General features: G+C 72.7%; 13 protein-coding genes. 5 read left to right on the forward strand and 8 right to left on the reverse strand.

The genetic code is table 11. The annotated features are described in order from the left end of the window. Positions 1–5: 5 nt before the first annotated feature. Genes ACIBHX_RS27400 through ACIBHX_RS27410 form a run of 3 tightly spaced genes read right to left on the reverse strand, consistent with a single transcriptional unit; the run spans position 6 to position 3242 of the window. Positions 6–1823, reverse strand: a complete 1818-nt coding sequence (locus ACIBHX_RS27400) for a N,N-dimethylformamidase beta subunit family domain-containing protein (RefSeq protein WP_397070120.1) — start codon at positions 1821–1823, stop codon at positions 6–8. Beyond that, positions 1820–3022, reverse strand: a complete 1203-nt coding sequence (locus ACIBHX_RS27405) for a condensation domain-containing protein (protein WP_397070121.1) — start codon at positions 3020–3022, stop codon at positions 1820–1822. The genes ACIBHX_RS27400 and ACIBHX_RS27405 overlap by 4 nt, the downstream gene beginning before the upstream one ends. Continuing rightward, a complete protein-coding gene (locus ACIBHX_RS27410; RefSeq protein ID WP_397070122.1) occupies positions 3015–3242 on the reverse strand; it encodes an acyl carrier protein in 228 nt (75 codons plus the stop codon). Before ACIBHX_RS27410 ends, ACIBHX_RS27405 begins: the two co-directional genes overlap by 8 nt. 144 nt (positions 3243–3386) lie before the next feature. On the opposite strand from ACIBHX_RS27410, the gene ACIBHX_RS27415 reads away from it, so the two are divergent. Genes ACIBHX_RS27415 through ACIBHX_RS27430 form a run of 4 tightly spaced genes read left to right on the forward strand, consistent with a single transcriptional unit; the run spans position 3387 to position 17433 of the window. Continuing rightward, positions 3387–4763, forward strand: coding sequence for a class I adenylate-forming enzyme family protein (locus ACIBHX_RS27415; protein ID WP_397070124.1), 1377 nt, complete (start codon positions 3387–3389; stop codon positions 4761–4763). A gap of 2 nt (positions 4764–4765) precedes the next feature. Next, positions 4766–6184, forward strand: a complete 1419-nt coding sequence (locus ACIBHX_RS27420) for a condensation domain-containing protein (RefSeq protein ID WP_397070125.1) — start codon at positions 4766–4768, stop codon at positions 6182–6184. Continuing rightward, positions 6181–12138 (forward strand): amino acid adenylation domain-containing protein, encoded by a 5958-nt coding sequence (locus ACIBHX_RS27425; protein ID WP_397070127.1) that lies wholly within the window; start codon positions 6181–6183, stop codon positions 12136–12138. Before ACIBHX_RS27420 ends, ACIBHX_RS27425 begins: the two co-directional genes overlap by 4 nt. Before the next feature lie 45 nt (positions 12139–12183). After that, positions 12184–17433, forward strand: a complete 5250-nt coding sequence (locus ACIBHX_RS27430; protein ID WP_397070128.1) for an amino acid adenylation domain-containing protein — start codon at positions 12184–12186, stop codon at positions 17431–17433. On the opposite strand, the gene ACIBHX_RS27435 is transcribed toward ACIBHX_RS27430, so the two are convergent. Genes ACIBHX_RS27435 through ACIBHX_RS27445 form a run of 3 tightly spaced genes read right to left on the reverse strand, consistent with a single transcriptional unit; the run spans position 17410 to position 20364 of the window. After that, complete coding sequence (locus ACIBHX_RS27435; RefSeq protein WP_397070129.1) at positions 17410–18507, reverse strand: 2-oxo acid dehydrogenase subunit E2; 1098 nt, start codon at positions 18505–18507, stop codon at positions 17410–17412. The genes ACIBHX_RS27430 and ACIBHX_RS27435 overlap by 24 nt on opposite strands. Beyond that, positions 18500–19489: an alpha-ketoacid dehydrogenase subunit beta gene (locus ACIBHX_RS27440; RefSeq protein WP_397070130.1), complete on the reverse strand. Its 990-nt coding sequence runs from the start codon at positions 19487–19489 to the stop codon at positions 18500–18502. The genes ACIBHX_RS27435 and ACIBHX_RS27440 overlap by 8 nt, the downstream gene beginning before the upstream one ends. Beyond that, entirely contained in the window at positions 19486–20364 is an 879-nt protein-coding gene (locus tag ACIBHX_RS27445; RefSeq protein WP_397070131.1) for a thiamine pyrophosphate-dependent dehydrogenase E1 component subunit alpha, read from the reverse strand. Before ACIBHX_RS27445 ends, ACIBHX_RS27440 begins: the two co-directional genes overlap by 4 nt. An 81-nt stretch (positions 20365–20445) precedes the next feature. Between ACIBHX_RS27445 and ACIBHX_RS27450 the strand changes: the two genes are divergently transcribed. Continuing rightward, entirely contained in the window at positions 20446–21723 is a 1278-nt protein-coding gene (locus ACIBHX_RS27450) for a DUF3488 domain-containing protein (protein ID WP_397070132.1), read from the forward strand. Here the strand turns inward: ACIBHX_RS27450 and ACIBHX_RS27455 are convergent. Beyond that, positions 21713–22546 (reverse strand): sugar ABC transporter permease, encoded by an 834-nt coding sequence (locus ACIBHX_RS27455; protein WP_397070133.1) that lies wholly within the window; start codon positions 22544–22546, stop codon positions 21713–21715. The two genes, ACIBHX_RS27450 and ACIBHX_RS27455, sit on opposite strands and share 11 nt — an antisense overlap. After that, the gene (locus ACIBHX_RS27460; protein WP_397070134.1) at positions 22543–23955 is read right to left on the reverse strand and encodes an ABC transporter permease subunit; all 1413 of its coding nucleotides are present in this window, start codon (positions 23953–23955) and stop codon (positions 22543–22545) included. The genes ACIBHX_RS27455 and ACIBHX_RS27460 overlap by 4 nt, the downstream gene beginning before the upstream one ends. Positions 23956–23959: the final 4 nt, after the last annotated feature.

Raw genomic sequence — 23959 nt, forward strand, 5'->3', positions numbered from 1 at the left:
CCGGCTCAGGCGAGCGGGCGCCAGCGGAGGAGGCCGCCCGGGTGGGCGCCGACGAGGTGGCCGTGGGAGGCGGCCAGGACGGTGCATCCCCCGGCGGGGGCGATCTCCTGCCAGGAGGCGTGCTCTCCAGGCCTGTCGCGGGCGACGGGCCTGGAGAGCACGCTGTCGCCAACGATGGCGTACAGGCGCCCGTTCATGGCCGTCAGGCTCGTCGCCCGCGGGATCGCGGCCCCCTCGACGCGGGTCCAGGTGGGGTGTGACAGGTCGCGGATGGGCAGGTGCCACAGGTCGTCCTCGGCGAGGGCGAACAGGCTCTCGTCGGCGGCGGCCAGCCCGGCCGTTCCTTCCGGGGCGCGGCTCACGTCCTGCCAGCCGGTCCTGGCGTCGGCCGGGTCTCGGTAGCGGATCGTGCCGTCGGGCGCCACGCCGTACAGCCCGGCGGGTGGGCCGCCGTGGGCCTCGCGCGGGACGGCGAGGGCCACCGCGTCGGTCTCGTCGACGGTGCGCCAGCGCAGGTTCTGCCCGCACAGGTCGCGCACCCGCAGCGTGCCGTCCGCGCACGAGGCGTAGATCCGCCCCTCGCAGACCACCATCGCCCGAGGAGCCGTCCCGCGGTCCCCGATGGGGCCCGAGAGCGGGGCGCCGGGGGTGCGGCCGATGGCGTCCCAGGTGGGGGTCCGCGCCCGGGAGAGGCGGTCGAGGACATTGCGGGTGACGCGGGCCACGACCGGGTCGTGCAGGGTGTTGCCCCAGTTGATGGTGGCCGCGTTGAAGACCGTGCCCGCGCCGAGGCGGTGGATGCCCATGGTGGCCGCGCCGCCCTTGCCATACCGGCGCCAGTGCGACAGGTCCGCGGCGGCGAGCACCACGAACGACGGCGGGGTGCCGTCGCGGCCGGTGGCCTGTGGCACGCCCGAGACCCACTCCAGGTCCGCGGCGTCCGTCTCATAGCCGAGGGCGCCCCGGCCGAAGGTTTCGCCGTCCCGCAGGCCGGTGCCCTCGAACACCCAGTGATCGCTGAAGTGCGCGGTGTAGGACTCGGTGGCCATGACGCGGGAGTCGACCCAGCATCCGGCGCCGTTGCGGAAGCTCGTGCCGGTGAGCGTGTTCTCCGGGCGGTTGACGGGTTCCGACGGCCACTCGACCGTGGTCCTTGAGCGGTCCTCGACCGGGTCTGCGGCGGCGTCGCGGTAGCAGACCATGGTGCGCAGGTCGTCCTCGAAGCGGACCTGCCACCAGCAGGTGTTGCCGGAGAAGATGGCGATGTTCCCGCCCTGGCGGGCGAAGGCCTCGGCCGCGTCGCGCATCTCCCACGACCAGTACTCGTCGTGCCCGTTGATCACCAGCAGCCGGTAGCCGCTCAGCGCCGCGAGCCCGTCACGGTGCAGGTCGAGCCCCGAGCAGTAGTCCACGTCGTACCCGGCGGGGCCGAGCCAGCGCAGTAGTCCGAGCTCCCACTCCTCGATCTGCGGCCCGGCGCCGGTCCGGTCGAGGCTGACCTTGACCGCCCGGTCCGGCTGCTCGGACTGGTAGAGCCCCTCCCCCGGGATCCCTGGCCGGTTGTAGGCCTCCCAGGTCGGGAACGGCACCGACACCACGATCGGCGACGTGGGCACCACGGGCCGCACCACGACGTAGGCGTCGCCCGCCCGGTAGAGGGAGCTCGGCCAGTCGCGGCCGACCTTGAGCGTCCACGCGCCGCCCCGCACGTCCTCCTCGTGTACGACCCGCCCGGACGGGACGTCGGTCACGGTGACGCGTGCCGTACCGGGAGGGACCGGCAGGTGCAGCGAGTCCCCCTGGAGGACGGAGTGGAGACTCATCGGGCGGCCTCCTCGACCAGCAGCGATTCCAGGTTGAGCAGGTAGGCCTCGATGTCCGGCGGCGCGAGCAGGGCGGTGTCGGCGTAGAGGGAGACCTCCATCCGGTCGGGCTCGCCGCCGACGTGCAGGCGGAAGTCGCAGACGTTGCGGTCCATGGCGTCGGTCCAGGCCAGCTCGGTGGGCCGGGCGGGCACGTCGAGCGGGGCGTCGCGGTGCACCAGACGTTGGTCGTTGAAGCACCCGAAGGACCTGACCTCCGGACCCATCGGGGCGACCATGGCCTCCATCGCATACGGGTCGTAGCGGGCCTGGCGGTAGGCGCGCACCGCCGTACTCCAGGCGTGCCGGTACGGCTCTGGGTCCTTGAGGTCGAGCACGACCAGGGCCTCCTGCGAGACCGTGGAGACCACGTCGGGCAGCGTGTGGCGGTTGTTGACGATGACCCGCATGCCGCAGTGGCGCTGCCCGGTGAGCCCGCCCACGAGCCGCATGACGGCCGCGAGCAGCACGGTCGAGGAGCTCACCCCCGCGCGGGCGGCCACCGACTGGGAGGCGACGGCCAGCGCCGTGGAGCGCATGGTCGCCTCACGGAAGCGCGGTTCGCCGACCGAGCCCCCGAGGGGACCGATGGGGTCGATGCGCCGGTATTCGGACGACCAGAAGTCGAGCGCGGCCCGCGAGACCCGCAGGCCTTCCTCCGAGTGCTGCCAGGCGGCCAGCTCCCTGGGCGTGGCCGAGGTCGCCTCCGGCAAGGAGTCGCGGATCAGCAGCAGCCGCAGGTCCCGCACGATGAGGTCGGCCGCGTGCCCGTCGGCCGCCAGATGGCACAGCACAATCGCAAATTGACGGACATATCCCCCATCTACAGTCAAGGCGACCTTTATCGGCCATTCCTCGAAATAGCGGAACGGGGTCGCGGCGAGCCGGTCGGCGGCCCGCTGGGCGGGTTCCGTGACCACCTCGATCCACGGGTCCGCGCTCTCGTGCACGACCTGCCGCGGATCGCGCCCCATGCGCGTGCGCAGGGACTCGTGCCGGGCGACCAACCGCCCGATGGCCTGCCTGGCCCGCTCCACGGTGACGGGCCGCTTGGGCGCGTCGAAGACCCGGGCGATGTTGAGGTACTGCTCCTGCGGGCGCGCCCCCTCGACCGCACGCCAGATGTCCTGCTGCCCCCAGGTGAGCGGCGCGTCAAGCATGCTGCCGGAGGTAGGCCGCGAGCTCGTCCAGGCTGCCCAGCGCGGCCGGGTCGAGCTCCACCCCGAACTCCGCCTCGACCAGGTCGATCAGCCTGAGGAAGGCGAGCGAGGTGACCCCGAGGTCGGCCAGCCTGGCCTGCCCCGCCAGCACGTCGGCGGGCTCCACCTCGCCGTCCGTGGCCTTGGCGATCATGTTTGCGAGCCGTTCGCGGAGTTCCACCAGGTCATACCCTCCCTAATCAGGGAATTTCGGGCCGAGTGTGTCACGTGGGGCCTGACTGCGGCAAGCGGCTCGTGGTAAGGGGTTGACGCATTTGTGCATTTTTTCTAGCGTCTTGCGGCAGTCCGAAAATTAATTCTGGGGGTGGTTCCTTCGGCCCTTCCCGTCCCCACTCTCCTCACGGAACGAGCCGCCGCCGACCCCGGCCACGAGGCGCTCGTCGTCGCGGGAGCGGGCAGCCTGACCCTCGCCGAGTGGGACAACCGCTCCGACGCCGCCGCCCGCGGCCTCCTCGAACGGGGCTTACGCCGGGGCGACCGGGTGGCGCTGGTGTTCGGCGCCCGCGACTGGGTCGGCTACGCGGTGACCTGGATGGCGGTGCTCAAGGCGGGCGCGGTCGCGGTGCCGATGTCGGACCGGCTGGCCGAGCCGGAGCTGGACGCGCTCGTGCGGGACTGCGGGGCCACGATGACCCTGCGGGAGGCGGTCGACGGCCCGCCGGGACCGGTCGGGGTTGACCTCGATCCGCTGGCTCCCGCGCAGATCCTCTACACCTCCGGCACGACCGGCCGGCCCAAGGGCGTGACCGCGAGTCACGCGAACCTCACCTCGCCCCCGGTCCACCCCAAGCGCCGCCCCTTCGCCCATTCCCGGCACCTCGTGCACGCGTTCCCGATCGGGACGAACGCCGGGCAGGTCATGCTCATGCACGCGCTGACCGCCGCCCCGACGGTGGTCACCCCGCCGCTGTTCACTCCCGCCAGGTTCGCCGGGCTCATCCAGAGCTACGCCGCGGGCACCGTGTTCGTCGTGCCCGCCATGGCCATCGAGCTGCTCGGCGCCCGGGTGCACGAACGGTTCGACCTGTCGAGCGTGCTGCTGCTCGGTTCCGCGGCGGCGGCGCTGCCGCCCAGCGTGGCCGCCGAGCTGACCGCGGCCTTCCCGAACGCAACCGTGGCCAACTACTACACCTCGACCGAGGCGTCCCCCGCCCAGACCATCATGATCTACGACCCCGAGCGCCCCGGAGCCCTGGGCCGCCCGGCAGGAGGCAGCCGGCTGAAGGTCGACGAGGACGGCGAGGTCTGGCTCAAGGCCGCCACCCATCCCCGCGCCTACCTGGGCGGGGATCGCGACACCTTCCGCGACGGCTGGGTACGTATGGGCGACCTCGGCTACCTCGACGACGAGGGCTACCTCTACCTGCTCGACAGGGAGAGCGACGTGATCAAGTCGGGCGCCTTCAAGGTGTCCACGCTGCAGGTGGAGGCGGCGCTGCACGAGCACCCCGCGGTCGCCGAGGCGTCGGTCTTCGGGATCCCGCACCCGGTCATGGGCATGGCCGTCGCCGCGGCCGTGGTGGCTCGCTCGCCGCTGAGCCTGCCTGACGTGCGGGCCTTCCTCGGTGAACGGCTGGCGCAGCACGAGCTGCCCACCCGGCTGCTCACCGTGGACGCACTGCCGCGGAACACCTCAGGAAAAGTCCTGAAAACGGAACTGCGCCGAATGGCAGAGGAGTGAGCATGGTCCTGGCGTCGCAGGCGCAGCACGGGATGTGGATCACCGAGGTGATGCACGGCACCGGCTACCACATGCCCTTCGCCCTGTGGTTCGACGGCCCGCTCGACGATCGGGCGATGGCGGCGGCCTGCGAGGCGGTCCTGGCCCGGCACCCGATCCTGGGCTCCGCCTTCGAGGAGCGCGACGGCGACCTGCACATCGTCCCCGCCCCCGCACCGCCGGCCGTAGAGGTCCGCTCCACGCTCGTGGCCGAGGAGCTCGCCCGGCCCTTCGATCTGGCGCGCGGGCCGCTCGCCCGCTTCACGCTCACCGCCGTCTCCCCCACCAGGCACGTGCTGCTGTTCGTCGCCCACCACCTGGTCTTCGACGGGGTCTCCAAGGACGTGCTGGTCGCCGACCTCGCCCGGGCCTACGCGGGTGCCACGCTCACGCCGCGGCCCATGCCGTACGGCCAGGCCGTCCCGATCCCGCCCGAGGCCGTCGACTACTGGAAGGAGCACTGGCGGGAGAGCCCCACCGTGGTGATCGCCGGGCGGCCGGTGGCGCCGCGGTCCGGCAGCCCCGAGACCGTGGACGTCGCACTCGACCTGCCCGACCTCGCCGGGCTCTCGAGGTTCGAGGTCTTCCTGGCGGCGGTGCACGCGCTGCTCCACCGGTACGGCAACGCCGAGGCGGCCGTGGCGGTGGCCATGTCCACCAGGGACGAGCGGACCCGCGACGACATCGGCATGTTCGCCACCGAGCTGCCCTTCTACTCCGCCCCTGGGCGGACGCTCAGGGAGCTGGCCACCGAGCTGCGCGCGCAGGTGCGGGAGGTGAACGCCTTCCGCAACGTGCCGGTGGCGCGGGCGGTCGGCGGGATCAGGCCGCGGACGTCGCTGACGCCCGTGTCGGTGAGCTACCGGCGGCGCGCGCCCGACCCCGAGTTCCCCGGACTGGCCTTCCGCGCGGACTGGCAGCTCGCGGGCGGCACGGTCCGCAGCGTGCTCAACCTGCTCGCCGTGGACTCCCCCGACGGATTCCGGCTGAGCATCCAGCACAACCCCGAGGTCGTCGACCGCGCGACGGTCGAGCGCGTGGCCGCCGACCTGCGCGAGGTGCTGGCGGCCGACCCCGACCAGGTGCCGCACGCCGCGGTGGCCGTCGCTACCGAGGCGCCGGCGGTCGCCCAGGCGGGCGCAAGGGACGGGGTGGACCCGGAGGTGGTCGAGCAGGTGCGGCAGATCTGGATGGAGGTGCTCCGGCTCGACGAACTCGGACTGGAGGAGGACCTGTACGACCTGGGCGGCCACTCGCTCACCATCACCCAGATCGGCGCCAGGATCCGCAAGCGGCTGGGCGTGGAGGTGCCGTTCGACGTGTTCCTCGACGACCCGACGGTCACCGGCGTGGCCGCGGCCGTCAGCGAGCTGCGCGCATGATCTCCTACGGCCAGGAGCGGCTCTGGTTCCTGCACCGGCTGGACCCGGCCGATCCCGCCTACCGGGTCGCGGTGGTGCGCCGGCTGCGCGGGCCGCTCGACGTCCCCGCGCTCACGCGGGCGCTGGCCGACGTGGTGGCCAGGCACGAGCAACTGCGCACCCGCTTCCCCGACGTGGACGGCCTGCCCGCGGCCGTGGTCGACCCGCCGGGCCCCGTGCCGGTCGAGCGGGTCGACGCCTCGCCGGAGGAGGCCGAGCGGCTGCTGGCCGTGCGCACGCACACGCCCTTCGACCTGGCCGAGGCGCCGCCGCTGCGGGTCACGCTGGTCAGGCTGGACGACGACGATCACGTGCTCTGCCTGGTGCTGCACCACATCATCGCCGACGGCTGGTCACTGAACGTGATCATGGACGATCTGGCCCGCAGCTACGAAGGCCGGCGGGGCGAGCTCGCCCCGCTGCCGCTGACCTACGCCGAGTACGCCGGCCGGCAGCGCGCGGTCGAGGCCGACGTGTCGCCGTGGGTGACGGCGCTGGCGGGCGCGGCCACGCTGGAGCTGCCCACCGACAGGCCGCGGCCTGCCAGGCGCGGCAGCGCGGGCGGGGAGGTGGGCTTCCGCCTGGACGCGCCGCTGGTCGAGCGGCTGTCGGCGCTGGCCAGGGCGGAGCGGTGCACGCCGTTCATGGTGCTGCTCGCCGCCTACCAGGTGCTGCTGGCCCGGCACAGCGGGCAGGACGACGTGGTGGTGGGCGTGCCCACCGCGGGCCGCGACCGGCTTGAACTCGAGCCGATGGTCGGGCTGTTCGCCTCCACGCTGGCGCTGCGCGGGGACCTTTCCGGCGATCCCACGTTCACGGAGCTGCTGCGCCGTACGCGCAAGGTCGTCATGGCGGGGCTGTCGCACGGCGAGGTGCCGATCGAGCGGGTGCTGTCGGCGCTCGACATCGAGCGCGACCTCAGCCGCACGCCGCTCTACCAGGCGATGCTGGCGCTGCACACCTCCGCGGCCGGGTACGGCGAGGCCGCCACGTTCGCGGGGCTGGCCAGCGAGCCGTTCCCGCACGGCGTGCCGCCGGCCATGGTGGACCTGCGGCTCGACCTGTGGCCGCGCGACGAAGGGCTGCTCGGCGCGTTCTACTACGCCGCCGAGCTCTTCGACCACGACTCGATCGCCCGGCTGGCGGCCCGCTTCCAGACCCTGCTGGACGCGGTCGTGGCGGACCCCGAGACGCCCGTGTCGCGGCTCGACCTGCTGCCCGCCGCGGAGCGGGAGCTGATGGGCGGCTGGCATGGCACGTCGCCGGCCGTGCCGGACGCGAGCGTGGCCGAGCTGGTGCTGGGGCAGGCCGAGCAGCACCCCGCCGTGGTCGCGGTGCGCTGCGGCGAGGAGTGGCTGTCGTACGGCGAGCTGGCCGAGCAGGCCAGGCAGGTGGCCGCGGAGCTGTCGGCGGAGGGCGCGGGGCCCGGCTCGCTGGTGGCGCTGCGGCTGCCCAGGTCGGTGGAGCTGCCCGGGTTCCTGCTCGGGGTGATGCTGACCGGTGCGGCCTACCTGCCGATCGATCCGGCCCTGCCGCCCGAGCGGGTGTCGTTCGTGCTCGCGGACTCCGGCGCGGACCTGGTGGTGTCCGCGTCGGGCGTGGAGCGGCGGGGGGAACCGCCGGGCGTGCGGGCGGCGTACGTGCTGTACACCTCGGGCTCGACCGGCAAGCCGAAGGGCGTCGTCGTGCCGCACTCCGCGCTGACGAACCTGGTGTGCGGGGTGGGCGAGCTGCTCGGGGCCGGGCCCGACGACGCGTGGCTGGGGAGCACGTCGCTGTCGTTCGACATCGCGGCGCTGGAGCTCTACCTGCCGCTGGTCACGGGCGGGCGGCTGGTCCTGGCCGACGACGAGACGGTCCGTGACGGGACCGCCCTGGCGGGGCTCGTCGCGCGCAGCGGGGTGACGCACGTGCAGGCCACGCCGTCGGGCTGGACCATGCTGCTGGACGGCGGGCTCGACCCGGCCGGGCTGGTCGCGCTGGCCGGGGGCGAGGCGCTGCCGTTGCCGCTGGCCCGGCGGCTGCGGGCGCGGGTCTCGCGGCTGTTCAACATGTACGGGCCCACCGAGACGACGATCTGGTCGACCGCCTGGGAGGTCCCCGCCGACCCCGAGCGCGTCCGCATCGGCCGCCCCCTGCCCAACACCCTGATCCGGCTTTCCTCGCCCATCGGGGTGGCCGGGGAGCTGGTCATCGGCGGGGCGGGGGTGGCCCGCGGGTACCTGGGACGGCCTGAGCTGACGGCCGAACGGTTCGTGGACGGCTGGTACCGGACGGGCGACCGGGTGCGGTGGCTGGCGGACGGGACGCTGGAGTTCCTCGGGCGCACCGACGGGCAGATCAAGCTGCGCGGGCACCGGATCGAGCTGGGCGAGATCGAGGCCGTGCTGCAGGAGCATCCGGCCGTGTCCGCCGCCGCCGTGCTGGCGCGCGGCGACGACCTGGTCGCCTACGTCGTGGGCGATCCGCCCGACCTGCTGGAGCGCGCCGCCGCGCAGCTGCCCGGCTACATGCTGCCCACCGTGGTCGTCCCCGTCGAGGCGCTGCCCATGACGCCGAACGGCAAGCTCGACCGGGCCGCGCTCCCCGAGCCCGACCGGCCCGCCCCCGGCCGTGGCCGCCCGCCCGCGACCGAGGAGGAACGCCGGATCGCCGAGATCTTCGCCGCCACCCTCAAGGTGGACCGGGTGAGCGCGGACGACGACTTCTTCGCCCTCGGCGGCCACTCGCTGCTGGCCACCCAGGTGATCGCCCGGCTGGCCGCGCTGGGCAAGGCCGTGCCGCTCAGGACGCTGTTCATGCATCCGACCGTGGCGGGGCTCGCCTCGGCCGTGTCGGCCCTGCCCGGCGTCTCGCCCGGCGGGCCCACGCCGCGCCCGCCCGGCACGAACCCGCCGCTGTCGCCCGCGCAGGAGCGCCTCTGGTTCCTGCACCGGCTGGACCCCGGGGACGCCTCGTACAACATGTACATCGTCCGCCGCCTGCGGGGACCGCTGTCCCGGCGGACGCTCACGGCCGCTCTGACGGGCCTGCAGGCCAGGCACGAGTCCCTGCGCACCCGCTTCCCCGAGGTCGACGGCCGCCCCATCGCCGTCGTCGAGCCGCCCTCGGGACCTTCCGGGTTCGCCGGGGGCGGCATCGAGTGGCTCGAGGCGGACAGCGAGGAGGAGGCGCGGCGGCTGGTGGCCGCGCGCACGAACGCGCCGTTCGAGCTGGGGGTGGCGCCGCCGGTTCGGGTCGCGGTGGTGCGGCTGGGCGACGACGACCACGTGCTGTGCGTGGTGCTGCACCACATCGTGGCCGACGGGTGGTCGATCACCGTCTTCCTCGACGACCTCGCCGCTCTCTATCAGGGCCACGAGCTGCCGCCGCCGGCCGTACAGCACGGTGACATCGCAAGGTGGCAGCGGGGCAGGCCGAAGGACCTGGAGTACTGGCGGGACCGGCTGGCCGATCCGCCGACGCTGCGGCTGCACACCGACAGGCCGCACCGGCCTGGGCCCACGCGGGGCGGCTCGCACGTGCTCGAGGTGCCCGCGGACCTGGCCGCCGCGCTGGACAAGGCGGCCAGGCGGCAGCGGGTGACGCTGTTCATGGTGCTGCTCGCCGCCTATCAGGTGCTGCTCGCCCGGCACACCGGGCAGGACGACCTGCTGGTCGGCTCGCCCACCGCCGGGCGCGACAGGGTGGAGCTCGAGCCGGTGGTCGGCTATCTGAGCAACACGATCGTGCTGCGCGGTGACCTGTCGGGGGATCCGACGGTGGACGAGCTGCTGCTGCGGACGCGCGGGGTCGTGCTGGGGGCGATGGCGCACCAGGACGTGCCGTTCGAGGAGCTGCTGGGGACCGAGCGGGACATCAGCCGCAGGCCGATGTTCCAGACCATGCTCACGCTGAACAGCCAGGGCGCGGAAGGCGACCAGGACTCGCTGGGCGATCTGGAGATGTCCTACTTCGACGACGGATACCTCCAGGCGAAGTTCGACCTGATCCTGGAGGGTTGGCGGGCGCCCGGCAGGCTCCGGCTGGCCTTCGGCTACGACGCGGGGCTCTTCGACCACGACACCGTCGTACGGCTGGCGGAGCGGTACCGGGTTCTGCTCGAGGCCATGGCGGATCCCGCGCGGGGTCAGGCCCGCATCTCCTCGCTGCCGGTACTGACGGCGGAGGACTCGGCGCTGGTCGCAGGGTCGGCTGGGGCGATATCTCCAGAAATTTCGGGGTCTGTGGCTCGTTGGATCGCCGAGGCCGCGGCCGCCCACCCCGATCGGGTGGCCCTGGTCTGCGGCGATGAGGAGGTCACCTACGCCGACCTGGAGCGGCGCGTCGAGGCGCTGGCCGCCGAGCTGCCCGGCGCCCGGCTCGTGGGGGTGCGCGCCGGGCGGTCCGTCGAGGCCGTCGTGGCGATGCTCGCCGCCTGGCGGGTGGGCGCCGGGTATCTGCCGCTCGATCCCGCGTACCCGGCGGGGCGGCTCGACCACATGGTGGCCGACTCGGGAGCCGAGGTCGTGGTCGGCGAGGGTCTCGCCGTGGAGCTCACCGGGCAGGCCCCGCGCGCGGGCGACGGGCTCGCGTACGTGATCTACACCTCCGGCTCGACCGGGACGCCCAAGGGCGTCGAGGTCGAGCAGCGCGGGCTGGCCGCGCGGGTGCGGTGGATGCGGCGGGAGTACGGCCTGCGGCCCGGCGACCGGATCGTGCAGCTGGCGTCGCTGAGCTTCGACACCCACGCCGAGGAGCTGTACCCGGCGCTGGCGGCGGGGGCGAGCGTGGTGCTGCTGCCTGACGGGGGCGCCACGCTGCCCGACCTGCTGGCGGCCGACCCGGCGATCACCGTGCTCGACCTGCCGACGGCCTACTTCCACCAGCTCGCCGACCTGATAGAGGACGTCGCCTGGCCGCAGGCGCTCCGCCTGGTGATCCTGGGCGGCGAGCAGCTGCGCGCCTCCGCTCTGGCCCGCTGGCAGGAGCGCTTCGGCGACCGGGTCCGCGTGATCAACACCTACGGCCCCACGGAGACGACGATCGTCGCCACGGCCTGCGACCTCACCCACTGGCCCACGACGCCGGGCACCCCGCCCGGCCCGGGGATTGATCCGCCGATCGGGTGGCCGATCGACGCCACGACCGTGCGGCTGCTCGACGCTCGCGGGCTTGCTGTCCCGCCGGGGGTGCCGGGTGAGCTGTACATCGGCGGGGCGGGAGTCGCCCGCGGGTATCTGGGGCGGCCGGATCTGACCGCGGAGCGCTTCATCGACGGATATTTCAGGACCGGAGACCGGGTCCGGCTCCTGCCCGACGGGCAGCTGGAGTTCCTGGGCCGCGTGGACGAGCAGGTGAAGGTGCGCGGCTTCCGCGTGGAGCCGGGCGAGATCGAGCACTGCCTGCTCACCCATCCCGAGGTACGGCAGGCCGCGGTCAAGGCCGGGGACGGCGAGCTGATCGCCTACACCGTCGGCGAGGCCGACGACCTGCCCGCCTACCTGACCGAACGGCTCCCGCCCCATCTGATCCCCACCCACTGGGTCACGCTCGACGCCCTCCCCCTCACCCCCAACGGCAAGGTGGACCGGGCGGCGCTCCCCGAGCCTGGACGGCAGGAGGGCGCCGGCGACACCCCGCCGCGCACGGAGGCCGAGGAGCTGGTGGCCGAGGTGTGGGAGGAGGTGCTGGGCGCCGAGAAGGTCGGGGCGTTCGACGACTTCTTCGCGCTCGGCGGCCACTCCCTGCTGGCGGTCAGGGTCGCCGCCCGGCTGCGCGCGATCGCCGGGATCGACCTGCCGATCCGAACCCTGTTCGCCCGCCGTACCGTGGCCGACCTGGCGACGGCCGTCGAGGAGGCCCTGGTCGCCGAGCTGTCCTCCCTCTCGGACGAGGAGGCCCAGGCGCTGCTGAACCAGGAGGATCCTTCGTGACCCGGACGAGCCTCTCGTGACCTGGATGAATCTGGAGGATCCGGCGTGACCGAGCTGAGCCAGGCCCAGCGCGAGCTGCTGAGCCGCCGGCTGCGCAAGCGGCGGAGCGGTCCCACGATCCCCCGGCTGCCCGAGGGTGAGCCGCCGCCGCTGTCGTTCGCGCAGGAGCGGCTGTGGTTCATGGAGCAGTACACCCCCGGCAACGCCGCCTACACGATCCCGTACGTCCGCCGCCTGAGCACCCCCGTGACCGAGGACGCCCTCGCCGTCGCGCTGAACACCGTGGCGAACCGCCACGAGCCGCTGCGCGCCCGCTTCCCCGCGACGGACGACGGCCGCCCCGCCATGGAGCTCGCGGACACCGCCGAGGTACCCCTGACCACGGCGGACGCGGAGGACGAGGACGAGGCGAGCGACCTCGTCGACGCCTTCCTGGCCGAGCCGTTCGACCTGGCCGTCGGCCCGCCGCTCAAGGCGCTGCTGGTACGGCAGGCCGGCGCGGACCCGGTGCTGGCGCTCGCCGTCCACCACATCGCCGCCGACGGCTGGTCGACCGGCGTGCTGATGCGCGAGGTGCTGGCCACCTGCGCGGGCCAGGAGCTGCCCGCCCTGCCGGTGTCGTACGGCGACTTCGCCGCCTGGCAGCGCGCCCGCCCGGAGGCGGCCGGCGACGTTGCGTACTGGCGGGAACGGCTGGCCGGGCTGGCGCCGCTGGACCTGCCCGCCGACCGGCCGCGCCCGCCGGAGCAGACGCATCGCGGCGCCGCCTGCTCCTTCACGCTGCCCGGCCACGTGACCGAGGGGCTGGCGCGGCTGGCGGAAGCGCATGCGGCCACGCCGTACATGGTGCTGCTCGCGGGCGTCGCGGCGCTGCTCGGCCGCTACGCGGGGCAGGACGACGTGGCCGTGGGGACGCCGGTGGCCGGGCGGGGGCCGGCCGAGCTGGACGGGCTGGTCGGGTGCTTCGTCAACATGCTGGCGATGCGGGTGGACCTGTCGGGCGACCCGTCGTTCGCGCGGCTGCTCGGGCGGGTGCGCGAGACGGCGATGGACGCCTACGCGCACCAGGAGCTGCCGTTCGAGCGCCTGGTGTCGGAGCTGAACGTGCCGCGCGATGTGTCGCGGTCGCCGCTGTTCCAGGTGCTGTTCGCGATGCAGAACTACGCGGGCGAGCCCGACGGCGTGGCGGCCTTCGAGCTGCGCAACTGGGCCACGCGCTTCGACCTGGAGCTGTACACCGGGGGCGACGGCTCGTTCCTGGTCGTCTACAACACCGCGCTGTTCGACAGGGAGCGGATCGAGCGGCTGGGCGGGCACCTGGCGACGCTGCTCGCGGGCGTGGTGGCCGATCCGGACGCGCCGGTGTCGCGGATCGAGATCCTCACCCCGGAGGAGCGGGCCGAGCGCGAGCGCTGGAACGACACCGCGCTCGACCTGGGCCCGCCGCTGTGCCTGCACGAGCCGTTCGAGGAGCGGGCCGCCGCCTCGCCCGGCTCCCCCGCCGTCGTCCACCCGGGCGGCGAGCTGTCGTACGGCGAGCTCGACCGGCTGGCGAGCGCCGTGGCGGCCCGGCTCGGCGACGACCCGGGCGAGCTGGTCGCGATCGTCATGGAGCGCGGGTGGGAGCAGATCGTGGCCGCGCTGGCGGTCCACAAGGCGGGAGCGGCGTACCTGCCGATCGACGCCGGGCTGCCCGCGCAGCGCAGGGACGAGCTGCTCGCGCTGGGCGAGTGCCGCATCGTCCTCACCCAGCCCCGGCTGGACGGCGAGCTCGACTGGCCAGACGGCCTCACCCGCATCGCCGTCACCGACCAGGACGATGCCTCGGGCGACATTTCCGGCATGTCGCGTCCCGAGGATCTGGCGTATGTGCTGTTCACCTCGGGATCCACCGGCACCCCGAAGGGGGTGATGGTGCCGCACCGGGCGGTGCTGAACACGATCCGCGACTGCAACCGCCGCTTCCGCGTCGGTCCAGGAGACCGCTTCCTCGCCCTGGCCGCGCTGAGCTTCGACCTGTCCGTCTACGACGTGTTCGGCTCGCTGGCCGCCGGGGCCACCCTGGTCATGAACGACCCGGCCGCCGACAAGGACCCCGCCGCCTGGGCCAGGGCCGTCGAGGAGCACCGCATCACGGTGTGGAACTCGGTCCCCGCCCTGATGGAGCTGCTGGTCGACCACGCCGAGTCGGAGGGCGCCGACCTCACCTCGCTCCGCCTGGTCATGCTGTCGGGCGACTGGATCCCGCTGACGCTCCCCGACCGCATCCGCGCCCTGGCCCCGGACGCCGAGGTGATCTCGCTGGGCGGCCCCACCGAGACCTCGATCTGGTCCATCCACCACCCGATCGGCGAGGTCGACCCGTCCTGGCAGTCCATCCCGTACGGCAGGCCGCTGGCCAACCAGAGCGCGCACGTCCTGGACGCGGGCCTGTGCGACGTGCCGGTGGGCGTGCCAGGCGAGCTCTACGCGGGCGGGATCTGCGTGACCGACGGCTACTGGCGCGACCCGGACAGGACCGCGCAGTCGTTCGTCACGCGCCACGGCGAGCGCCTCTACAAGACCGGCGACCTGGGCCGCTACCGCCCCGACGGCTCGCTGGACATCCTCGGCCGCGCCGACTTCCAGGTGAAGATCCGCGGCTACCGCATCGAGCTGGGCGAGATCGAGGCCCACCTGACCCGCCACCCCCAAATCACCGAGGCCGTGGTCACCAAGCACGAGGACGCGCTGGTCGCCTACGTCGTCGGCGACGCGGACCCCGCCGACCTGCGCGCCCACCTGGCTGGGACCCTGCCCGCCTACATGGTCCCCGCCCTGTTCGTCGCCCTGGACCGGCTCCCGCTGTCCGCCAACGGCAAGGTCGACCGCCTCCGCCTGCCCGCGCCCGAGGCCGCCGCCGGGACGATCGAGGCGGAGCCCGAGACCGAGGCCCAGCGGTTCGTGGCCGCCGCCTGGCAGGAGGTGCTCGGCCGGGCGTGCGGGATCGACGACGACTTCTTCGCCGCCGGCGGCCACTCGCTGCTGGCCATCAAGGTCGTGGCCAAGCTCCGCAAGCTCGGGCCCATCGCGGTCATCGACCTGTTCAAGCACCCCACGATCCGCGGGCAGGCCGCCCTCCTGGACGGCACGGCGACGGCCGACCGGGGGCTGGTCCACGAGCTGACGGCCCGCCGTACCAGGGCACCCGAGCTCACCTACGTGTGCGTGCCGTACGGCGGCGGCAGCGCGATCGTCTACCAGCCGCTGGCCGACGCGCTGGCCGAGACGCACGCGCTGTGGGCGGTGGCGATCCCCGGGCACGACGTGGGGCTGGACGAGGAGCACCTGCCGCTGGACGAGGTGGCCGCCAGGTGCGTCGAGGAGATCCTGACCAAGGTCGAGGGGCCGCTGGCGCTGTACGGGCACTGCGGCGTCGGCTCAGCGCTCACCGTGGAGATCGCCCGGCGGCTCGAGGCCGCGGGGCGCGAGCTGGACGCGGTCTACATCGGGGCGATCTTCCCGTTCGCCCGGCCGCGGGGCGCGCTGCTGTCCCGGCTGAGCGAGCGGCTGCGCGGGGATCGCGGCTACGCCAACTGGCTGACCTCGATGGGCGTCGACATGGCCGACATCGAACCCGGACAGGCCCGGCAGATCATCCGCAACATGCGCCGCGACAGCCAGGCGGCCGAGGAGTACTTCACCGGGCTCTTCCAGAACGGCGTCGAACGCCTGCGCGCCCCGGTCATCGGCATCGCGGGCGAGCGCGACCCGGCCACCGACTACTTCCAGGAGCGCTACCGCGAGTGGCACTTCCTCAGCCCGACGGCCGCCATGGTGGAGCTGGACGAGGCCGGGCACTTCTTCCTGAAATATCGGGCGACCGAGCTGGCCGAGATCGTCACCACGACCCATCTGGCCCTGGACTCCAAGCCGGGCGGGGACACCTGGCGGTTGCACGGAGTCTCGCGCACTGACAGGCCCGTGTCAGGCGGACCGCAACCCAGCATGCGCCGCTTCCTCGCCGTGGCCTCCGGGCAGCTGGTGTCGATCCTGGGTTCCGCGCTCACCGAGTTCGCGATCCCGATCTGGATCTACCTGACCACCGGCTCGCTCGCCCAGTTCGCCCTGCTGGCCGTGGTCGCCCTCGTGCCCGGCCTGGTGACGGCGCCGCTGGCGGGCGCGGTCGTCGACAGGGCCAGCCGCCGCACGGTCATGCTCGCCGGGGACGCCGCGGCCGTCGCCACCCAGCTCGGCCTCGGCCTGCTGCTGTGGACGGGCAACCTGCACACCTGGGAGATCTATCCGCTGCTCGGGCTGCTGTCCGTCGCGCTCACCTTCCAGCGGCTCGCGTACGGCTCGGCCGTACCGCAGCTGGTGCCCAAGCGGTACCTGGGGCACGCCAACGGTGTGGTGCAGATGGCCACCGGGATGACGCAACTGATCGTGCCGCTGGCGGCCGTCGGGCTGATGGCGGTGATCGGGCTCGGGGGGATCCTGGTGCTCGACGTGGTCAGCTACGCCTTCGCCATCACGGTGACGGCGCTGGTCAGGTTCCCCGCGGCGATGGCGTGGCGGCGCAAGGAGCCGGTGCTGGCCGAGATGGCGGCCGGCTTCCGCTACACATGGGGCGACCAGGGGTTCCGGCAGATGCTGGTCTTCTTCGCGGTGCTCAACGTCTTCCTGTCGCCGCTGTTCCTGATGATCTCGCCGCTGGTGCTGTCGTTCGCGTCGCTGCCGGACGTGGGGCGGATCTCCTTCGCCTCCGGGCTCGGGGTGTTCCTCGGCGGCCTGACCATGGCGGCCTGGGGTGGGCCCGGCGGCGGGCGGATGCGGGCCGTGCTGTGGTGCACGCTGGCGCTGGCCGCGTTCTCGCTGGTGACCGGGCTGCGGGCCGACCTGGTGACGATCGGGGTCGGGGCGTTCGGCATGTCGCTGTGGGTGACGCTGCTGAACGGCGTCTACGCCACGATCGTGCAGGTCAAGGTGCCGCAGCGGTTCCACGGGCGGGTGTTCGCGCTCAACACGCTGATCGCCTGGTCCACGCTGCCGATCGGGTTCGGGCTCGTCGCCCCGTACGGCGCGGCCGTCCTCGACCCGCTGCTGACTCCCGGCGGGCCGCTGGCCTCCACGGTGGGTTCGGTCATCGGCACCGGCGCGGGGCGCGGGATCGGGTTCATGTACGTGCTGTTCGCCGTGGCGATGGCCGTGCTCGCGATCGTCGCGCTGCGCTCGCGGCTGCCCAGGCTGCTCGACGGCAGCCCGGACGCGCTGCCCGACGACCTGGTCGGGCTACAGGCTCTCGGGCGCCTCTAGCCGCTCCTTCAGCGCCTGCAGGAACAGCACCACATCCCTGCCGTTGAGCAGCCGGTGGTCGTAGGCCAGTCCGATCGCGGCCACGGTACGGTCGCCGTCGCGCTGCGGCGAGGTGAGCGCGAGCGCGCACGCCTGGCCTGGGAAGACGATCGGGATGGCCATCACGATGTCGGCGTCGTGGTGCAGCGTGACGGTGATGGTGCCACCGGACAGGTGTTCCTCGCGGAACCCGCCGTGCTGCGCCAGCCGCCGGAACCCGGCCAACTCCTCGGCGATCTCCTCCACGGTCTTGCCCGCCGTGTCCCTGATGACCGGGATGTAGAGCCCCTGGCCCAGGTCCACGGTCACGCCCACGTGCGCTTCTTCTGCGAGCTCGGCGGTGGTGTCGTCGACCAGGTGGGCGAAGAACAGCGGGAAGTCGTCGTGGAGGTGCGCCACGGCCTTGACGAGCAGGTCCGGCAGGCCGACCAGTTTCCTGACCTGCTTGGTCACCTCGCGGGCTCGCTGGAGCGCCGCCCCCACATCCACCTTTATCGCGGTATATCCGGCGGGGACGGTCCGATGCGACAGGCTGACCGTCCGTGCCACGGCCTGCTGGTGCTTCGGCAGCGACCTGACCTGGCCGCTCGGCTTCTCGGGCGTTTCCTGGCCGCCGGGCTCCTTGGGCGTCTCCGGCTCCGCCTTCCCCGCGGCCAGCCGTTCCACGTCCGCCCGGCGCACCACCTTGACCCCGAGCTCCCGCACCCGCGCCGGGTCGATGCCCAGCTCGTCGAGCAGTTCCCTGGCGGGCGCCGTGATGACGGGCCCATCGGCCGTGACCTGCGTGTCCTGCCGGGGCGCGCTCCTCTCCCCTACCCGGGCGATCACCTGACCGGGGGCGCAGGTCTTCCCCGCGGCGAGGGCGTGCGACAGGATCCCCTGCTCGGGACTGGCCAGCTCCTCCACCGTCTTGGACGTCTCCACCGTGGCTACCAGGTCGTCGCGCTCCACCCGGGCGCCGTCCTCGGCCAGCCACTCCAGCAGCGTGTACTCGGCGTCGTTGGTGTTGAGCTTGGGCATCCGGATCTCACCCACGCAGGCCCTCCAGTACGGCGTCGCGGATCGTCTCGGCCTGGACCAGCACGTCGCGTTCGAGGTGGGCGGCCGTGGGGATGACGCTGGCGGCCGAGCTGACCAGGCTGATCGGGCGGGCCAGCGAGCCCCACAGCCTGGGATGGAGCTCGGCGGCCAGATAGGAGCCCCAGGTGCCGCCCGCGGTGCCCTCCTCCGCGACGCACACCAGCCCGGCCTCCCGCAGCAGCGGCACCAGCGGCTCCACGTCGAAGGGGTAAAGGCGGGAGGGCACGAGCAGGGTCCCGGCGAGATCGTGGTCGAGCAGCAGCATGCGCATCGCGGAGATCGCGCGGTGCGCCACGCCGCCGGGGACGATCAGGGCGTAGTCGGCGGAGCCGTCCAGCGAGACGCGGGCCACGTCTCCGACGAGGTCCCAGCTGAACAGGTCGTCCACGTCCGGCTCGCCGTACATCTGGCGGGTGTAGAGGACCTTGTCCTCGAAGAGCAGGCAGGGCGCGGCGGTGGCGAGCATGCGGCCGAGCAGGGCGCGGTTGTCGTGGAAGGGCGACATCTCGTACAGCGACAGGCCGGGGACGCCGATGAAGTGCTTCTGCAGCGTCTGGCTGTGGGTGGGGCCGTAGCCGCGGTTGCCGCCGGACGGGCAGCGGATGACGAGCGGGATGGGGACGCGCGAGCCGTACATGGTGACCGACTTGGCGGCGAAGTTCACGATCTGGTCGAAGGCCAGCGCGGCGAAGTCGCCGAACATGATCTCCACGATCGCCTTGTCGCCCGCCAGCGCGAGCCCCGAGGCGGCGCCGACGATGGCTCCCTCGCTGAGCGGGGTGGCCAGGACCCGGTCGGGGAAGCGGGTCGAGAGGCCCTTGGTGATCTTGAAGGCGCCGCCGTACGGGTCGAGCAGGTCCTCGCCCATGACGTACACGGACAGGTCGTCGGACAGCAGGCCGTGCAGTGCGGCGTTGAGGTTCTCGCCGACTCTCACGCGGCCGTCCAGGTCGCCATCGGGCGGGCCGCCACCTCGGCGGCGAGGGCGTCCACCCGCTCCTGGGCCAGGGCCTCCAGGCGGGCCAGCTGGTCGCGGTCGGGATATTCGGCGTGCCAGTCGCGCACCTGGGCCAGCGTCTCGGGCGTTCTCGTGTCGTCGCCCTTGCTGTGCGGGCCGACCCGGTGGGTGACGAACTCCAGCACGAGGGGCTGCGAGTGGCGCACGCCCTCGATCAGCGGCCCCGCACTACCCCTGATCTCTGAGATATCGGGTGTGTCCAGGCGCTGGTGCAGGATCCCGAAGGCCGCCGCCCTGGCCGCGATCGTGCCCGCCAGCTGCGCCGTCGTGGGGGTGGACTGGGCGATGCCGTTGTTCTCGACGACCACCAGGACCGGCAGCCGCCACAGCGCGATCAGGTTGAGCGCCTCGTAGACGGCGCCCTCGCCCCAGGTGCCGTCGCCGATGTGGACGCAGGCGATCCGTCCGGGTTCACGGCGCTTGAGGCGTAACGCCACGCCCGCCGCCACGGCCAGGCTCTCGCCCTGCACGCCGGTCGACAGGTACCGGTCGCGCCGCAGGTGCTGGCTGCCGCCCACGCCGTCGCACACGGCGCCCTTGCGCCCCATGATCTCGGCCAGCAGCCCCTCGGGGTCGTCGAACCTGGCCAGGTAGTGGCCGTGCCCGCGGTGGTTGCTGAACACCCAGTCGTCGTGGCCGAGCAGGGGCCGCAGCGCGACGGGGACGTACTCCTGGCCGAGGCAGGTGTGCGTGGTGCCGTTGAGCACGCCCTGGCCGAACAGGTCGAGCAGCTTCCGCTCGAAGCACCGGATCAGGAGCAGCCGTGACAGGTCGTCGTCAGCAAGTCGTTCCATTGGCCTCTCGAGTGCCCAGGAAAACCTCCAGAAAGGCTACCTAACTCAGATATCCCACGCCATACCTGCACCTTGCCCGACATGACCAGAAGATCATGGATCTGGTGGGGCTTATCCCTCGCCGCTGCCGCGGCTGGCCTGGCCTACGACTACCTGCAGGGCGAGGGCGGATTCGCGTGGTTCTCGGCCTTCGCGCAGTGCCCCGGCCGTGAGCTCAACGAGCAGGTGGACCTGCTCGCCTACCCCGTCTACCCGTGGCTCTTCCCGCTGTACTACGGGGGCCTGCCGGTGGTCGTCGCGGGCCTGCTCGCCGTCTGGCTCTCCGCCAGGCTGGGGCGGCCCCGCTGGGGGCGGGTGGCGGCTCGCGTGCTGGCCGTCGCGCTGCTGCTGTGCTTCGGCCGCCAGCCGCTCGGGTTCGCCGTCGACCTGGTGGTCGACCGCGACTGCCTGGGGATGTGGGGTCCCGGCGTGAGCTTCTTCGTGCTGCCCGCCTTGGCGCCCACGCTGGCGGCGGTCTTCATGCTGCTGGCCGTACGGCAGGCCCGCCCGGCGTGGCCGCGCAGGCTCGCGGTGTTCCTGACGCCCGTCGTCCTCGTGGCCGCGCTGACCAGCGCCGACCTGGCCAGGGGCCGCAAGCCCATCCGCGACACCGAATGCGCGAGGGAAGCAGGACAGGCCGCCTACCTGTGCTGGGCCCGATCCCTGGACAGAGCCGCATTCACCCGCAAGAACGACGCCTCCCTGCTCGCCTACGGGACCGAGCTCTGCGGGAGATACATGCGCGACGACCCGGACGTCATGGGGATGGGCTACGGCCTGTCGGCCATCTGCCCCGAGGTTCAGAAGAAGATCGACGGGGCGCAGGCCGCGAAGGACCGCGAGTACCGGGAGTGGAAGGCGTCCGAGGAGCGCGCGTGCGGCGCCACCCGGCCCCATCGTCCCCTGGTGAAGCCACACTCCGTCGTCCGCAGGACGATGTGGCCCGACTACGGGATCATCGAGGCGTACGAGGGTGACGGGGAGCCGTCCGACGACGTGCTGGACCGAGCCCAGCGCAACCGCCTGGCCGCCGCCGTGCCCGGGCATGCGATCATCCTGGTGTTCGCCGACGCCACGACCTGCGCGACCGTCGAGACGTACACCCGCCGCCCGCCCATGGAGCGCAAGGGGTGGGACCGGGTCGTCGAACTGGACTACCGGAGCCCCACCGGTCACCTGGTCTTCGGCAGCCTCATGGGTGGCGAGGAGCTCCCCGACCTGGCCTACGCGGGCAAGGGCCGCTACCGGATCAGGGTCCACGTCGAGAACGCCCTCCCGGCGGGCTACCAGCGCCTGCTGATCATGGTCTTCAGGACTTGACCGCGCCGGAGGTGAGCCCGCCGACGATGTAGCGCTGGAGGAACTGGAAGAGGACGAGCACCGGCAGCGAGCCGAGCAGCGCACCGGCGGCGAACACACCCCAGTTCTGCCCGAACTGATAGGAGATGAGCTGGTAGAGGCCCACGGCGAGCGTCTGCTGGTCCGGGTCGGTGAGGACGAGACCGGCGATGACGAAGTCGTTCATGGTGGCCACGAAGGAGAACAGCGCCACCACGACGAGGATGGGCGCCGCCAGCGGCAGCAGGACCCGGAAGAAGATCCGGGCGTGCGAGGCACCGTCGATCTGGGCGGACTCGTCGAGCTCGCGGGGGATCGAGTCGAGGAAGCCCTTCATCAGATACGTGTTCACCCCGAGCGCTCCGCCGAGGTAGACCATGACCAGCCCCAGCCGGCTCCCCAGTCCGAGCGGCGGAAACACCTCCTTGACGGCGGACAGCAGCAGAAAGAGCGCGACGTAGGCGAGGACCTGGGGAAACAGCTGCACGAAGACCAGTCCCACGAGCCCCGCCCGCCGCCCGCGGAAGCGGAACCGCGAGAACGCGTACGCCGCGCACGCCCCGAGGAACACCGACCCGGCCGAGGTCGTCAGCCCGATCACCAGCGAGTTCAGGAACCAGAGCGGAAAGGGATGCAGCGAGTCGCGGAAGAGCGTGACGTAGTGATCGACGGAGATCTCCGAGAAGAGCGAATTCGACCCGGTCAGCGTCCCTTGCGGATTCACCGAGGCGGACACCACGAACACCAGCGGGAACACCGCCACGGCCACGGCCACCACCCCGATCACGTGCCGGAGAGCCCTCATGCCGCCACCCGCCCAGCCCGCCGGAACCCGGCGAGGGACACCACCGCGATCACCACGAAGATCAGGATCGACACCGCGCACGCCAGCCCATAGTTCCGCGCCGACCCGCCGAAGGCCAGCTTGTAGACCAGGGAGATCAGCAGGTCCGTCGCGCCCACGTCGACGGGCGCCCGCGCGTCCCGCGGCCCGCCCCCGGTCAGCATGTAGATCACGTTGAAGTTGTTGAAGTTGAACGCGAACGTGGCGACCAGCACCGGGGCGGTCGAGGCCAGCAGCAGCGGCAGCTTCACGCTCCGCAGCACCCGCCACGGCCCCGCGCCGTCCACCCGCGCGGCCTCCGACAGCGGGGCGGGGATCGCCTGCAGCGCCCCTGTGCAGATGAGGAACATGTACGGGAATCCGATCCACACGTTGACCGCCAGCACGCTGAGCTTGGCCAGCCACGGATCGCCGAGCCACGGCACGTGCGCGCCGCCGAGCAGCACCTGGTTGACGAACCCGTGGTCGGGGTTGAGCAGCCCCTGCCACAGCAGCGCCGCCATGAACGCGGGGAACGCGTACGGCAGCACCAGCAGCGTCCGATAGAACCGGAACCCGTCGAGCACCAGCGCGAGCACGAGGCCGAAGCCGAAGCTGAGCGCCACCGACAGCCCCGCGAAGGCGAACGTCCACCCCAGCACACCCAGGAAGGGCCCGCGGATCTCGGCGTTGGTCAGCACCGAGGTGAAGTTCTCCGGCCCGACGAACACCTTCCAGCCGGGGCTCAGCCGCCGCCCGTCCGCCGCCGCGAACACGCCGCGCCCGTCGTCGCGGTAGATCACGCCGTGCGCGTCGACCATGGTTCCGTCGCGGTAGGTCATCGTCGGCCGGTACCGCGCCGCCGTGATCCCGTCCGCGGTCCGCAATCCGCCATCGCCCGACGGCACCCGCAGCGCCGCGATCTCCGCCTGCCGCGCCACGATCTGGTCGTACGGCAGGGCCCGCCATCCGGGCGTGACCGGCACCAACCCGGCGCGGGTACCCACCCGTGCGCCGTCCACCAGGAACCCGAGCTCGCCGTCACGCGAGGCCACCCGGATCGCCAGCGAGGGGCCGGGCACCCGGATCTCGCTCCCGGCCAGGATCGCGGCCACCGCGTCCGCCTTCGTACCGTTGTGCCCGTCGCCGTAGTTCGTGAAGGCCGCGTAACCGGTGTAGAACACCACGTACACCTGGTAGACGAGCAGCAGCGCGACGCCCGGCGCCAGGTATTTGGCGGGGACGGCCCGCCTGCCGAGGTAGACGGCGTTGACCGCCACCACCCCGGCCAGCAGGACGCCGAACATCCACCAGGCCCGCTGCCCGGCCAGCCCCACGAGCCCGTAGACCGCCAGCGCGTCCACGACCCCGAGGATGAGGAACTTCACCATCCGC

Origin of the sequence: Nonomuraea sp. NPDC050536, from assembly GCF_044457685.1 — a bacterium.
Classification (GTDB): domain Bacteria; phylum Actinomycetota; class Actinomycetes; order Streptosporangiales; family Streptosporangiaceae; genus Nonomuraea.